This is a genomic window from Enterovibrio gelatinilyticus (genome assembly GCF_028683095.1).
Classification (GTDB): Bacteria; Pseudomonadota; Gammaproteobacteria; order Enterobacterales; family Vibrionaceae; genus Enterovibrio; species Enterovibrio gelatinilyticus.
The window spans coordinates 51,731-64,393 of the sequence record NZ_JAJUBC010000034.1 but is presented as its reverse complement, the minus strand read 5'-3'; the positions used below and the strand labels follow the sequence as shown (position 1 = coordinate 64,393).

The window sequence follows — 12,663 nt, the reverse complement described above, 5'->3', positions numbered from 1 at the left end:
CAACGTTTATCAGTGTCATTGCCACTCGTGAGCACTTCTATCAACGAAACAACACTTTTGTTATATGGGTACTATTAGATTTTGACGGAAAACGCTTCACCGACTTGGATATTGCCTACCGAAATCGAGCCAACGTTTTTGTACTAAGCCGTGAAGCAAAAGAAAAGACTCAAGAAACTGGTGAGCTATGGTTTGATGTTCATTGGAGAGAGCCATTCATCGAGGGTCAGGAGCTTAACTACGAATGGAAAAACGAACTTCTCCCATTTTCTAAACTCACATTCCACGACTACTACCTTAAAGCCTACTACAAAGATGTTGAAATAATGGAGGGAGAACTGAAATCTCAGTTAACAATCTCTAAGCGAAAAGATAACCCTAACTTTTGCAATAGTTGTAAAGCGTCAACGCAAACACTAGTGTTAGACGGAAAGAAAAGGTGCGGAGTATGCTTGTCTATAAAATAGTAAAATTCGTTGTATGTTACGATTTCTATGGCTTGTTTCTAGCGCAAGATGCCTGTATGTAAATACAGTTAATGGTCAAATGCTTACTACCCTACTCCTTTTGGGGAGATGTGTCCTCCTTTACCAACATATTGACTGAGATAAAATCATTATTATTCATACATATAGTTTGAATGCACCTAATTTTGTTGGCTTCACAATGTTCAGTCATAGTTTCTCAAGTATAAAGGTAATGTTCTCGGAGTTATTGTCATTAAAATGATACAAAAAATCATTTTAATTCAGGATTTTAAAGCCTTGATAGATGTGAAACTTTTTCTTTAATATTAAAGAAATCGTATGGGCATCTTACTAAGAAAGATATCAAAATACAAATTTTCAATGACCCTGAGGTATCCGGTGTCACTTGTCATATCAGTCATGTCAAAGCAGATTTGGATTTTTCAGACCCTTCAGATATGGGGATCTCTTGTCGTCAAACTGGTGAGATCACTGAAGAAATGATTGAAAATGTCGACAAGTCAAAGTCAGGTGAAGTGGTCTTTACCGCATCGAAAAGTATTCTGTTCAAATCAATGAAGATACGCCGAATTTTCGATAGTGAAAACCAAACCTTGATGTATCTGTCTTACTCGACCAAAGAGACCCAAGGTAGCCACAAGCACAGCCTCTCAACCGTACCTTTATGGGGTACCAAGGCATGGAAGGCCCCTGTCACGACCAATTAATCAACAACCAAGGGTGATTTGCAGTGTAAATAGATGGCGTATTGTGAAATCCTTTATGTATCATTGATTTCCTTTTTGATCAGTGACTTACTAAAGGTTCCGCTCTACGCCAAGCCACGTCTACCCCTCGTAAACTGCCCCAGTTCATGCCCCATTCAGCAAAAGTGTCCCAAATTCTGTCCCATTTTTACTGCTTTTTCCAGGACCCAAAAGCCCGCTTTCGAGATGCCTTTTAGATTAGCTTCGCTCCAGATCCAGAGTTTTGACTAACCTGATAAGAGTTCGACGTATCCAGACCTTTGTCCCATCTGAAAGCTCCCCTTCAACAAGCATCAAATCCATCAATGCATCAATCTCGTCACAGATCTCTTCACGCTCTTCCAATTTTATATATTCATTATTGCCAACTGACTTGTCCATACTACTTCTAATGTCCTTACTTCACAGCCAACTCATCAACAATTCTTGATATGTCGTTGTAAACATGCAAGTCGAAAAAACCTTATTGTTATGCGCTTTAGTACATTTCAACTGCACGCATCAACTGTAAACAAACCTACTCATACACCTCATAAACAGGGCAATGATACCCGCTCTGTATGAGTATATGGTCAAGCTATGGTCTACAGGAGTTGAAGATGTGTTATCACAATAAATCACCAAACCAAGTTATTAGGCAAAACATGGCTTTGTCATTGGTGGTTTCTCACAGTGTATTGATGGAGGGACAACGGACGGGAAAACAATAAATCAGACTGCTATCAATGCCCTTCACCTCTCTATCTTCTATGAACAGGACAGGGATTGGCTATAATGCTCACCATCATCACTATATGGACAATCCATGACAACGAATCAAAAACATAGCCGAACTGACTGGCTAATTTTCTTCCGCCGAGCAAAAACCGTAGACACCCTCGACATCATGCTGGATGCAGCACTCAATAAACTGACTAAGCCCAGTGAACAAGCTGATGCCATCCTCGGGCATGAAGCGCGCCTTGATGAGATTGAAGGCTCAACGCGATAATTTGAGAGCCCAAGCACAGCGCGTTGACAGGAAGAAAAGAGTGAAGAGCTCTCAGAGGCTATTCAAGCAAGTTTCGCAAACAAACACGAGTTAGCTTGCCCCTGTTTACGTGTGATAAGGACGTACGCTGTAATTGATGGCTTTGTGATTCGACAGGATTGGGAACAACAGAACGGATGGATGCTCTTGTTTGCCTTTCCTTTCTTGTTAACAATTCACCCCTTCTATTGAGAACTCGTTCATGATGAAGGCATAGATACCACTCAGATAGGAACGTCCTATGTGGGACAAGGAACCGGCCGATATTCTTTTTAGTCTTTGTCTACCTTAAGGTAACAGGTGTCATCAGCACCTATGAAAATGCAATCCTACCCGAACTACCCGAAGGTTTACTGCTTCTCGAAATCATCACTTATGGTTACTTATCAATGGGCTGTTTGGCTACGCTTTTTGGCGGACTATGCTCATCCGAGCAATTTACTTAATATAGCAGCGACGGGCTTGTCCAACACCCAAATAAAGTGTCGGCTGAGCGACACATATTCTTGTTCGTTATTTGCCCTTGCTTGACGCTAGTGCTAACATTTGTACACACGTTAATTAGGAGCAATTCATGGACACTAGAATTCAATTTCGTGTTGATGACGAAATTAAACGCTTAGCTCAGCAAATGGCAGAGAGCCAAGGACGCACACTTAGCGATGCTTGCCGCGAACTTACTGAGCAAATGGCTGAGCAGCAACGCAAAGCATTATCTCACGACACTTGGTTAACTGAACAAGTAAACCTAGCATTTGAGAAGTTTGACTCAGGAAAAGCTTCATTTGTTGACCATAACTCGGCAAAAGCACGAATGGCTGAACGAAAAGCTAAGATTCGCAGCCGAGGACAACAATGATTTTATGGGAAGAAGAATCGCTGAATGATCGTGAAAAGATCTTTGAGTTTCTCTATGACTTCAATCCTGACGCCGCTGATAAAACTGACAACATCATCGAAGCTAAAGTAGAAAATTTACTCGAGCAACCACTGATGGGTGTTCAACGTGACGGTATTCGAGGACGATTGCTGATTATCCCCGAAATCTCAATGATCGTTTCTTATTGGGTTGATGGTTCAAATATTCGCGTAATGCGAGTTCTACATCAGAAACAAAAATTCCCTACCGACTGATAGTAGTCGGTGGGCAAACTAACGTCAGTATAACGGGCGTTTACTAACCCAAACTGATTGAAACGCCTAAATCACAGCGTGGAACAGTTGGCTAAATTTGCGAGGAACGAGCGTGAGCCAACTGTTATCACGTCCGTTTAAGCAACTTGTTAAATGCTTATACTTTGATAGTGTTATTACACCACCCCTCAATTAGTTGCTCAATATTATTAGCTATTTTTTCAAACCTATTTTCAATTGGGTAAAAAGCCCAAATGCCAGTTTTTTGAAAACGAAAACAAAACTCAACCCCATCAGCTCCAGCATGTCCAATTATTAGATGTTGGTGAACAGAGTTTATTGAAGCTTCGGAAACAGGAAGCACCAATTGTAAATAACTTTCACGAGAGTAATAGCCATCTTCGTACTTCGATAAGTAGCCATTACAATCGTAGTTTTCAGATAGATATTTCTTGGCTATCACTGTACCACCTCGTAGCATTTAACGTTGTGATAACGGGAACTTGCCCGCACTGAACCTGACCAAACCTATGTATTCACGACACTTTCTAACCGCTTCGAGATTGGCAAGGTGTCCCGTTCATGACCTTGTATGGATAATAAACTCGCTTTTTGGGTAAAGTGAGACCCAGGCTTTAGCAGCAACTAAAGCTTTCTATGTGGCAGTTCCCTTCATGGCAGGCTCCTCTATCGAGAGACCGATAACAAGAATGAACGCCACATAGGACTCCAAGCACCCCACTCGAATAGTCTTCTGGGTCTCGAGCCCGCATTTAGCAAGCAAGAGTGAGCTTATTATGAATACTTCCCGTACGCAAAAAATCAACGTCGGTGTCGATACCGGTAAAGCACAACTCGATATCCACATCCGTCCACTCAACATCGCCTTTCAAGTCTCTAACGATGCTAAAGGCATTAAAGATGCCATCAAACGCATCAAAACATATCACCCTGAACGCGTCGTCATTGAAGCGACCGGACGACTAGAAATGCCCTTTATTTTGGCCTGCGCAAACGCCAAATTACCCTTCGTTATTGCCAATCCTTTGCACATTAAAAGGTTTGCTGGCGCGATCGGACAAAAGGCTAAAAATGACAGACTTGATGCGGCGCTTATTGCCCATTTTGCTGAAGCTATAAAGCCTAAACTGTCACAATTAAAAGCAGAAAATATTCGCCTTATGAGCGACTTAGTCGCTAGACGAAACCAATTAATGACGATGCAAACTATGGAGAAAAATCGTCTACAAAACCTTCCTAAACACCTGGCCTCTTCGATTAAGGCCGTGCTCACTACGTTGAAAAACCAGATCACAAACACCGAAATCAAAATTACTAAACTCATCGAGTCCTGTCCTGACTATCAATGCAAAAGTAACATTGTTCAAAGTATGCCAGGGATCGGGAAAATCTCAGCAGCCGCTCTCATTTGTAACATGCCTGAACTGGGGTACATTACCAGCAAACAGGTCTCTTCACTTGTCGGTGTAGCCCCTTTTACTAAAGAAAGTGGGCGTTATAAAGGCAAGAGATTTATTCTAGGAGGACGGGCTCAGGTCCGGACCGTTTTGTACATGGCTATGATGTCGGCTATGCAATCTAATCCTGTTTTCAAAGCCCAATATCAACGCCTCGTTGCCGCTGGAAAACCAAAGAAAGTCGCTATCATCGCCTGTGTTCGGAAAATGGTAGTGATATTAAATTCGATGGTACGAGATGGTGTTATGTGGGATGAAAAACACAGCCGTATTTAGCTATTGACGCCATAGTCTCTTGCATGGCCAGTTCAATTGGAATGACTTTTACGTGATCACCCACATCCGTGCTTCGACGCTCAGTAATCGGTTTAGGTACCCATTCTTCACCGCCGTAATTGACCTCTGCTGTTAACACCAAGCCTGGTTGATCTCCTTCCAATTCAGGGTTGATGTCCTTGGCAAACGTTACCTCTCCCCAACGGGCATCTTGAATTGTCTTCCCTGTCTTTGGGTCTGTCGCCCCAACAGAAGCCTGAAGGTTACTTTTATAAAACGTGTTCAGAGCAGATTTCACTTCAGGGGCATTGATGTCACCTTTACCTTTCGCAAGCTTAGGTAATGCTGTTTCTAGCGTGTTAGCGGCTTTATCGAAATCAGGATCAAGGTAGCGACGCGGATCATACGCACCGCCTTTTATTGTTTCGTGGTTAAAGATGTCATCGATGTCGCCGCCTTGCATCCAACGCTGCCACCCCGTTTGGAGTAGTGGCGCATTTTCATTGATGAAGACTGATTTTCGCTGTTGAGAGAGTTGGTAATCACTGAGGTTTTTTCGAGAGTGCGCGGCAGCCAGATTAGCGTCAAATAGCTTTTCGTTTTGTGCTTGCGCTTGTCGAAGCGCACCCCCTTCACCATCGACCCCATACTGGTATTCGTGGGCTTGGGTTCGACGCTCCTCATCGGCCATTCTCAATGCCATTTGCTGGTCTGCACGTTGATTAGACTTCTCCAGTTGTTGTTTCCGTATCTCTCGATCTTCATCGCGGCTAAGTTTGCGATCAACAATGTCATAGGCCCTAAGTGCCCCATCCATAAAGCCTCTGGTATCTAGTCGGCTCATACTGGCCCCCTCGCAGAAACGAAAAAGCCGCAGTCCTTTCAGACTACGGCTTAAATAAATACACAAACCATGGTGGTTAGTTGAGTGGCTTCATCTCCATCTTGTTGATGTCGAAGCCGGTAATGTGAATGAACAGCCAAGCATAGAGTCGCTGAAAGAGAGACGGCGGCAATGCGATATCACTGTCATAAACAATCCTTACATAGTCGTGGCTAACGTTATCTCTGGCCTTATACATCCAAATTGCACCATTCGTAGTGTAGGTGTCTCTGCCGTTCATTTTTACAAACAACAATTCTCTCTCTGGTGTCATTAGCATTTGATAGCTACGAGAAACATCATTCAAATAAACACGCATGACGACATACTCGGAATCTGGGGACGCTTCGAAATAGGCTTCACCACTACGATTTAGGTCTCCCTTAAACACGATTGGCAAAACCAAAACCAAGAAACCCACGACCATGACTAGGCTAAGAAACTTTGATTTTTTCATAAACCCTTGTCGTCTCTTTGTCTGAAAATAGTAACAAGTCCCCGCCCTTGGCAAAACCTGCTCGATAGTCTCTGAACTCGCTGTTTCCAAACGCCTCAGCAATACCAAGCGTATAGTTCCACCCTGGCATTGCCCATTCCATCTGAGCACTATTTAGCGCTCCACCTAACACATTAATACCCATTCCATGCTCATTCCAATGGCCGAGGTACTGACTGCCGATAAAATCAAACGTATCTTTCATGTAGATAGCAATCTCAGTGACGAATATATACTTTTCACCCTCGATTTCCTCTACATACGCCTTATGGATTGCAGCGTAAAATGCAAACTTTCCTAGTGAACCATAGAGATCATCCACAACGCCAAAATCATAGCCCACTCGAGCTAACTGAAATTGCCAGTCATCATGTAAAGAAACAATATCCAAGGCGCTGTTATCGATAACCTTTTTGCCACTTCTCATGACAATATCAATTATCTCTAGCTTCGCCTTATCTGACCATAACACTTCACTCGATACTAATGCAGACTTACCTTTTTTTGCTCGCTCGAAACGCTCTAACCAAGCGAGAGAAAATAGCCCAGTATCCGTGTAGTTACTGTCATAAGGAGAATCCCCTTCTTTTTCACTCAAAGTCATTTCTTTTGCAGGCTTACTGAACCATAGCTCCATTAGCTCAGCCGACTTTGGCCAGCCTAGCTTTCCTCTCATCACATCGGGAATATCGCGAACGGTAAACTCTTTATCCGTTGTATGTGCCGGAGGAGCAACACATTGACCTGCTTGTGAGTCTGCAACGCCCTGATTGATATAGTAATCAGCCGTTCCAGGGTCTGTATAATTACCGCGCATGCGGTTCAAATACAGATCTTTATCGTTTTCCATTTTCTCTAGAAAGCTTTCTTTGGCATTGGTTTGTGGATCGTATTCTTTTAGTTTTGCGCCACCTCCCACACCTTTCATGTTTGAGGTCATACCAAGATTGGCAATATTAGATACAAACGTTTTGCCCATTTTCACACCCGTAAAGTTTGCATTTTCATACACATGGTATGTGAGCCATTTACCCCCAAACAACCTACAAACTAGGAAAAAATGGTTAAGTATCAATATTGAATCACGTTAAAACAACTCGCCCAATACCAAACCACCTACAGCCCCGATGGCACCGCCTACAGGCCCGCCGACCATAAAGCCCATAGAAGCACCCGCCATAGTGCTATTCATGGTCTGTTGCCTTTCTGCCTGTTTCAGATTCTCATTGGCCGCTTCTCGATCTTTCTCGCGTACAGCAGCATCACGAAGCCCACTGAGCGCCATGTCTTTCGTGCTTCTGGCTGCACCCGTTAAGCTATACCCCATGCCTCACTCCTCATTGTGGTTTGGCGTAGTTTTTCACGCCAAGTCCTGCGCCAGATAATGTCTTCATCGAACGGTCTCTCTCGTGATCTCGCAGCCCATTCTTTGCAGACACGGTGGCCAAAGACAGTTGCGCTTGTCGGTTGTTATCTTTCTCACCGGTGACGCCATACCGCGCCAGGCTGTTCGCCTCACCTAAGCTTGCTACCTTAATGCGCTCTATTTCAGCGGTTCCACTCACTTCGACTTGCCACGTTGTTGCGCGTACTGCCGGTAATCTAAATGCACGCCCGTCAATTTCGCCCTCAGCAAGTTCAAATACGACCTGACCATCAGCAATGAACTTAGCTGCTGCCTTTTCTGGCGTGGGCGATTGAATGCGTGCGCTGTTCATCAAGCAATCAACGGGCATAAGAAAGGATTTAGATCGCCATACATAAGGAATGTCATCGTGCCCTTGTTGCCACGTTGAGTAATCGTTGCCTTGAACGGTGATAAGGACATCGCGCTCGAGATCGGTAAACGCGGCATCCCACGTCTGCGTGAGTCGCGTGAATGCCTGTGACAATGGATCGTAAATAAACCCACCGCCCTCTCCTTGCGCCACGTACTGACCTTCCACCGCAACAGCATGAATCGAATGCGGGTTGAATGCCTGCCAACTGTCTCTGTCGATAATCGGTTCAGTCACCACGTTCGCATCATCAGAACTGACCACGACCAATCCATCAGGCGATGCATACATGGCCATACCACTGATCACAACCAATGAGCGCGCACTGATGCAAGATTGCTCGACGTCCAATTTATGGCCTGTGATCGCATCTGGGGTGATCCCTCCAAACACATATGGGTACCCTTTTGTCACGACCACCAATGACGTACCAATCGGAGCAATGCCAACAATCTCGTGTTCTGTAGTATCGCGGTACGCTCTCGGCCAGGCATACGGCAAGTAAGCTTCTGAAAACATCACCTCGTTTCCCGCAAAACCGGCGCAGATGCCATTAGCCATCACGCAGATCCCTTGCATGTTTTCAGGCGGTACATCGTAATCCCAGGTCTCGATAACTGGCCCATTGATATCACGCGCACTGTCTACGTAATGCGAGTTTGAAATGGGGATTTCTGCTACCAATAGATAATCACTGTCAGATGTGGAAGTCACCGAGCGATAGAGACGCGTGTGCGCCACGTTATGTGTGTTTACGCCTGGCTGCGTCAATTTCACTGTAACGGTTGAGCCTGGCTTTTCAATAAGCACGCTCAATGATGCCTCACCTGGTGCGCCCTCTTCCCCAAAGCGCGTGACATACGTTTGGATATACAAACGATCTTCATCATCAAAAGACGCAGATTCACCATCAGGCGGATTTTCACCCGTGCTGGCATCGATGTTGGTCACAACGGGTGCCGACGTGGGCCTTGATACACCGAGGTCATAAGACGTTGCAGGTCCAAATCCATTTGGCGAAACCGCCGTGTCTTGTGCCGTCAGTTTCGGCTTTCCATCACCCGTAAAATACACCCTTTGATAGGGGTCTTGCGCCATGGGACTCCCTGTCACTGACACAGTGTCGCTTTCCCATAGCAACCAATTATCGCCGTATTTATGCAGGGCAAGGGGCGTTGATGGTAATGTTCCTAGCGCCTCATTTCCTTTACGAGGCGCAACAATACCGTGCTCAAACCGGCAATCGATCGAAAGCGTTGATGCTTCATCAGGCAACAAGTGGTCTTTGATACGAGGGACTTCTCCGCGCATCATGGTGATATCAATCAGCATAAGGCATTATTGGTTGTTGAGTACGTCAGTGACGGCGGTAGCGCGGGTTTCAATGTCAGTGAGTACGTCATCAAAGTCTTTCGACATGTAAGGCATTTTCACGTCACCCGATTCTATTTTTGACAAGATACGCGAGGCACAGGCACTAAAAGGCAAAGCGGCCGATTGGATTTCTTCGATGGTAGTCGCTTGGTTCAAGGCGAGAGTGAGTGAGTGAGTGAGTGAGTGAGTGAGTGAGTGAGTGAGTGAGTGAGTGAGTTTAGACATTTCAACAAGCAACATCAAAAAAGCAGGCCGCCTTCGTGCGGTCATCGTCTCTGAGATTTCCGTTGGCGAATTTGACTACCTTGAACGTTTCCCAAACTCAAAAGCCGCGGCCAAGCTAAACACAAAGCAATCTGGCGGAAAGCAATTTACGACAATCTCAGACCTCGTTGCTCGCTGGCTAGTTGTCAAAGAAGCAGAGGTAAGTGAAAGGACGCTCAGAAATCTGTCTTCACAATGCAGGACCGTGGAAAATGCAATGGCAGGAGACAGAATGGTCACCTCGGTAACGGCAGAAGATGTTCTTATCTTGCGCAACAACTTAGTCGATGGCAAAGATGGTTATTTCGAGCAAAGAGGAAAAAGCAGAAAGGCATCAACCGTCAATCGGTATCTGGACATTTTTTCTGAGATATGGGATTTCGGTGTCCAGTCAAAATATGCTGCCGATAACCCTTTCATTTCCGCCCCGCGCTTAAACCAAGACAAAGAAGGCCCTGATCCGTTGGAAATGGATGAATTCGAAAGGCTGATCAATCACCCATCAATGGATGAGCAAGACAAAAACCTTTGGACACTGGCATGTTTTACCGGACTAAGACATGGCGAACTGTGCGCCCTTGCTTGGGAAGATATCGATCTCTTAAAGGGAGAGTTAAAAGTATGCAGAAACCTTGCCGATGATATTTTCAAAGTTCCCAAAACAAAATCTGGTGAGCGCATAATCAATCTACTTGAGCCAGCGATTGACGCATTAAAGCGACAAAGAGAAATCACCTACCTTATGCAGCCGAACGCCGTTAGCGTGCAAACCAGAGAGAGAGATGAAAAAAACGCGAGGAATCGGTTAGATGGGTATTCACTGCAAAGTGAACACTGACACACATGACAAACAGCAGCATTGCACACACTTGGGAGCGATGCGTAAGAAGGGCAAAAATCAGGAGGCGAAAGCCATATCAGACTCGACACACCTATGCTTGTTGGATGCTGACACGAAATGCAAACCCAAACTGGATTGCAAACCAAATGGGTCACGCTAACGCGAAAATGGTGTTAGAAGTGTATGGTAAGTTCATGCCTTCATCATCGGCCAGCGAAGCCGAAAAACTCAGTAAACAATTTTCGTCGTGTCCCACTGGTGCCCCATTTGTTAAATCTAATCACCTATAATTTAAAAAATTCATTAAGTTATCAGAAAACAGGGGATTTGCAGTGTAAATCACCCTTGGTCGTAGGCTTTTCTCTTTCCTGTCGCTAAGATACCCGCTTGCATTTAATAGGGTACTTACCATGACTACGCATCTTTCCGTTCACGACATCGAACAAGAAACAACACAATGGTTAGAGCAGGTCGTCATTGGCCTTAACCTTTGCCCTTTTGCTGCCAAACCGCAGCGCAACAAACAGATTAAAATTGAAGTGTGTGAAGGAACAGATGATCAGACGGTCATGGATTGTCTGCTTGCCGAACTGACACTACTCGATACCAGTGACGCGGCAGAACTGGAAACTACTCTAGTTGTCACCCCGAATATTTTCCAAGACTTTGACGACTACAATCAATTTTTGGATGTCGCAGACATGCTGGTTGACCAGTTTGGCTGGCGAGGGATTTATCAGATTGCCAGTTTCCACCCAAACTATTGTTTTGCAGATGTAGAGCCTGAGGACGAAAGTAACCTCACCAATCGTTCGCCGTACCCCGTTTTTCACCTTATCCGCGAAGCGAGTATCGAGAAAGCGTTCAAATACTATGGTGGAAACGCGGAAGACATTCCTCAGATCAACATCAACCGCGTATGTGGACTTTCTGAAACGGAAAAGAAAACCCTATTCCCGTATTTGTTTAGGGCGACACCACATCGCTAACTACACCACCAACGGCGCTACTAACCACACAGTTAAACGATGCAACTGTATCGCCGGACAACGACAAGCTGAGCGAATCGCCATGGTGGAGTTGTCCCACACCTTTTGGCGTCCCCGTCAGGACGATGTCTCCGGGAAGCAGGGTGAAATACTGAGTTAGATGACATATTAAGCTGATTATCGGTGTAATCATTAACGCGGTATTACCACGCTGGCGCGGCGCCCCATTGAGGTCTAGCCCATATTGAATTGCGCTCAAATCATCCGTTTTCTTCACGCTAACAAAAGGGGATTGTACGCAACTACCATCAAACGCTTTTGAAATCTCCCAAGGCAGCCCTTTTTCTTTTAACGCACTCTGCGCTTCACGTCGCGTCAGATCCAGCGCAACACCAATACCTGCAATCGCGTCTTGCACGTCTAATGCTGATGCATGGGTTAGTGGCTTATCAATGAGAACCGATAGCTCCGCTTCATAATGTATGGGCGCTAATTCCGCTCGAAGCACCACGTTTGAGGATGTCCCAACCAATGCAGTTGAAGGTTTGATAAACAACACTGGCTCATCTGGTACTGGGTTATTGAGTTCTTGTGCGTGTTCCACGTAGTTTCTGCCAATACAAACCACTTTCCCTGTCGGCAATGCAATGTCGCCGCCACTTAACCATTGATGCGAATACATGGGTTCTCCTTCCCTGTGTTTCTGTCTATAACATCTCTATCTCGTATTCAATATCACCAGTGTACTCGATTCTTAACATTAACAAAGGTAGGCCCTCTCCTTACCTAAGGGGTAAGCACAACAAGATGGTTGCTGTATGCATCAATACAGCTGACTGACTTTGCATTAAACACGGTCAATTCCAATGAGATCACATCTCACTTT

Annotated in this window: 17 protein-coding genes and 1 pseudogene; 9 read left to right on the top strand and 9 right to left on the bottom strand. The window is 45.0% G+C overall.

Annotated elements, in window-relative coordinates; all coding sequences use genetic code 11:
- Positions 1-467, top strand: a 467-nt coding sequence (locus LRP50_RS21905; protein WP_476397368.1) for a DUF6035 family protein, incomplete at its 5' end; no start/stop codon positions are given.
- A 335-nt stretch (positions 468-802) separates the two neighbouring features.
- Positions 803-1,195 (top strand): annotated as a pseudogene (locus LRP50_RS21900) (CreA family protein); the annotation flags it as partial.
- Positions 1,196-1,432: 237 nt separating this feature from the next.
- On the opposite strand, the gene LRP50_RS21895 reads toward LRP50_RS21900, so the two are convergent.
- Positions 1,433-1,615, bottom strand: coding sequence for a hypothetical protein (locus tag LRP50_RS21895; RefSeq protein ID WP_274166564.1), 183 nt, complete (start codon positions 1,613-1,615; stop codon positions 1,433-1,435).
- A gap of 424 nt (positions 1,616-2,039) precedes the next feature.
- Here LRP50_RS21895 and LRP50_RS21890 point away from each other — a divergent pair, with 424 nt between their 5' ends.
- The 3 genes from LRP50_RS21890 to LRP50_RS21880 all read left to right on the top strand — a co-directional run bounded on the left by LRP50_RS21890 (position 2,040) and on the right by LRP50_RS21880 (position 3,398).
- Positions 2,040-2,225 carry a hypothetical protein gene (locus tag LRP50_RS21890; protein WP_274162507.1) on the top strand — a complete coding sequence of 62 codons (186 nt, stop codon included), beginning with the start codon at positions 2,040-2,042 and terminating at the stop codon, positions 2,223-2,225.
- 613 nt (positions 2,226-2,838) lie between these two features.
- Complete coding sequence (locus LRP50_RS21885; protein ID WP_274166563.1) at positions 2,839-3,123, top strand: type II toxin-antitoxin system RelB/DinJ family antitoxin; 285 nt, start codon at positions 2,839-2,841, stop codon at positions 3,121-3,123.
- Complete coding sequence (locus LRP50_RS21880) at positions 3,120-3,398, top strand: type II toxin-antitoxin system RelE/ParE family toxin (protein WP_274166562.1); 279 nt, start codon at positions 3,120-3,122, stop codon at positions 3,396-3,398. Before LRP50_RS21885 ends, LRP50_RS21880 begins: the two co-directional genes overlap by 4 nt.
- 157 nt (positions 3,399-3,555) lie before the next feature.
- On the opposite strand, the gene LRP50_RS21875 is transcribed toward LRP50_RS21880, so the two are convergent.
- Positions 3,556-3,861, bottom strand: coding sequence for a hypothetical protein (locus tag LRP50_RS21875; protein ID WP_274166561.1), 306 nt, complete (start codon positions 3,859-3,861; stop codon positions 3,556-3,558).
- Positions 3,862-4,195: 334 nt separating this feature from the next.
- On the opposite strand from LRP50_RS21875, the gene LRP50_RS21870 reads away from it, so the two are divergent.
- Entirely contained in the window at positions 4,196-5,152 is a 957-nt protein-coding gene (locus tag LRP50_RS21870) for an IS110 family RNA-guided transposase (RefSeq protein WP_274166560.1), read from the top strand.
- Here the strand turns inward: LRP50_RS21870 and LRP50_RS21865 are convergent.
- From LRP50_RS21865 to LRP50_RS21840, 6 genes are all read right to left on the bottom strand, one after another.
- Positions 5,121-5,996, bottom strand: coding sequence for a hypothetical protein (locus LRP50_RS21865; RefSeq protein WP_274166559.1), 876 nt, complete (start codon positions 5,994-5,996; stop codon positions 5,121-5,123). The genes LRP50_RS21870 and LRP50_RS21865 overlap by 32 nt on opposite strands.
- 76 nt (positions 5,997-6,072) lie before the next feature.
- Positions 6,073-6,492, bottom strand: a complete 420-nt coding sequence (locus LRP50_RS21860) for a hypothetical protein (RefSeq protein ID WP_274166558.1) — start codon at positions 6,490-6,492, stop codon at positions 6,073-6,075.
- Positions 6,470-7,510, bottom strand: coding sequence for a DUF6402 family protein (locus LRP50_RS21855; RefSeq protein WP_274166557.1), 1,041 nt, complete (start codon positions 7,508-7,510; stop codon positions 6,470-6,472). Before LRP50_RS21855 ends, LRP50_RS21860 begins: the two co-directional genes overlap by 23 nt.
- Positions 7,511-7,618: 108 nt before the next feature.
- Entirely contained in the window at positions 7,619-7,858 is a 240-nt protein-coding gene (locus tag LRP50_RS21850; protein ID WP_274166556.1) for a bacteriocin, read from the bottom strand.
- 10 nt (positions 7,859-7,868) lie between these two features.
- Entirely contained in the window at positions 7,869-9,641 is a 1,773-nt protein-coding gene (locus LRP50_RS21845; protein WP_274166555.1) for a hypothetical protein, read from the bottom strand.
- 6 nt (positions 9,642-9,647) lie between these two features.
- Positions 9,648-9,908, bottom strand: a complete 261-nt coding sequence (locus tag LRP50_RS21840; RefSeq protein ID WP_274166554.1) for a hypothetical protein — start codon at positions 9,906-9,908, stop codon at positions 9,648-9,650.
- Here LRP50_RS21840 and LRP50_RS21835 point away from each other — a divergent pair.
- From LRP50_RS21835 to LRP50_RS21830, 3 genes are all read left to right on the top strand, one after another.
- A complete protein-coding gene (locus tag LRP50_RS21835; protein ID WP_274166553.1) occupies positions 9,895-10,785 on the top strand; it encodes an Arm DNA-binding domain-containing protein in 891 nt (296 codons plus the stop codon). The two genes, LRP50_RS21840 and LRP50_RS21835, sit on opposite strands and share 14 nt — an antisense overlap.
- Before the next feature lie 5 nt (positions 10,786-10,790).
- Complete coding sequence (locus LRP50_RS25780) at positions 10,791-11,078, top strand: tyrosine-type recombinase/integrase (RefSeq protein WP_420791246.1); 288 nt, start codon at positions 10,791-10,793, stop codon at positions 11,076-11,078.
- Between the two features lie 120 nt (positions 11,079-11,198).
- Positions 11,199-11,777, top strand: coding sequence for a DUF1415 domain-containing protein (locus LRP50_RS21830; protein WP_274166552.1), 579 nt, complete (start codon positions 11,199-11,201; stop codon positions 11,775-11,777).
- On the opposite strand, the gene LRP50_RS21825 is transcribed toward LRP50_RS21830, so the two are convergent.
- Positions 11,755-12,459 carry a fumarylacetoacetate hydrolase family protein gene (locus tag LRP50_RS21825; RefSeq protein WP_274166551.1) on the bottom strand — a complete coding sequence of 235 codons (705 nt, stop codon included), beginning with the start codon at positions 12,457-12,459 and terminating at the stop codon, positions 11,755-11,757. The two genes, LRP50_RS21830 and LRP50_RS21825, sit on opposite strands and share 23 nt — an antisense overlap.
- Positions 12,460-12,663 lie beyond the last annotated feature (204 nt).

Bases quoted from the DNA above. Each gene is read 5' to 3' on its own strand.
- LRP50_RS21880 (WP_274166562.1), top strand. From the start codon at position 3,120: ATGATTTTATGGGAAGAAGAATCGCTGAATGATCGTGAAAAGATCTTT.
- LRP50_RS21845 (WP_274166555.1), bottom strand. From the start codon at position 9,641: ATGCTGATTGATATCACCATGATGCGCGGAGAAGTCCCTCGTATCAAA.
- LRP50_RS21855 (WP_274166557.1), bottom strand. From the start codon at position 7,510: ATGGGCAAAACGTTTGTATCTAATATTGCCAATCTTGGTATGACCTCA.
- LRP50_RS21885 (WP_274166563.1), top strand. From the start codon at position 2,839: ATGGACACTAGAATTCAATTTCGTGTTGATGACGAAATTAAACGCTTA.
- LRP50_RS21890 (WP_274162507.1), top strand. From the start codon at position 2,040: ATGACAACGAATCAAAAACATAGCCGAACTGACTGGCTAATTTTCTTC.
- LRP50_RS21870 (WP_274166560.1), top strand. From the start codon at position 4,196: ATGAATACTTCCCGTACGCAAAAAATCAACGTCGGTGTCGATACCGGT.
- LRP50_RS21840 (WP_274166554.1), bottom strand. From the start codon at position 9,908: ATGTCTAAACTCACTCACTCACTCACTCACTCACTCACTCACTCACTC.
- LRP50_RS21860 (WP_274166558.1), bottom strand. From the start codon at position 6,492: ATGAAAAAATCAAAGTTTCTTAGCCTAGTCATGGTCGTGGGTTTCTTG.
- LRP50_RS21830 (WP_274166552.1), top strand. From the start codon at position 11,199: ATGACTACGCATCTTTCCGTTCACGACATCGAACAAGAAACAACACAA.
- LRP50_RS21825 (WP_274166551.1), bottom strand. From the start codon at position 12,459: ATGTATTCGCATCAATGGTTAAGTGGCGGCGACATTGCATTGCCGACA.
- LRP50_RS21895 (WP_274166564.1), bottom strand. From the start codon at position 1,615: ATGGACAAGTCAGTTGGCAATAATGAATATATAAAATTGGAAGAGCGT.
- LRP50_RS25780 (WP_420791246.1), top strand. From the start codon at position 10,791: ATGACAAACAGCAGCATTGCACACACTTGGGAGCGATGCGTAAGAAGG.
- LRP50_RS21850 (WP_274166556.1), bottom strand. From the start codon at position 7,858: ATGGGGTATAGCTTAACGGGTGCAGCCAGAAGCACGAAAGACATGGCG.
- LRP50_RS21865 (WP_274166559.1), bottom strand. From the start codon at position 5,996: ATGAGCCGACTAGATACCAGAGGCTTTATGGATGGGGCACTTAGGGCC.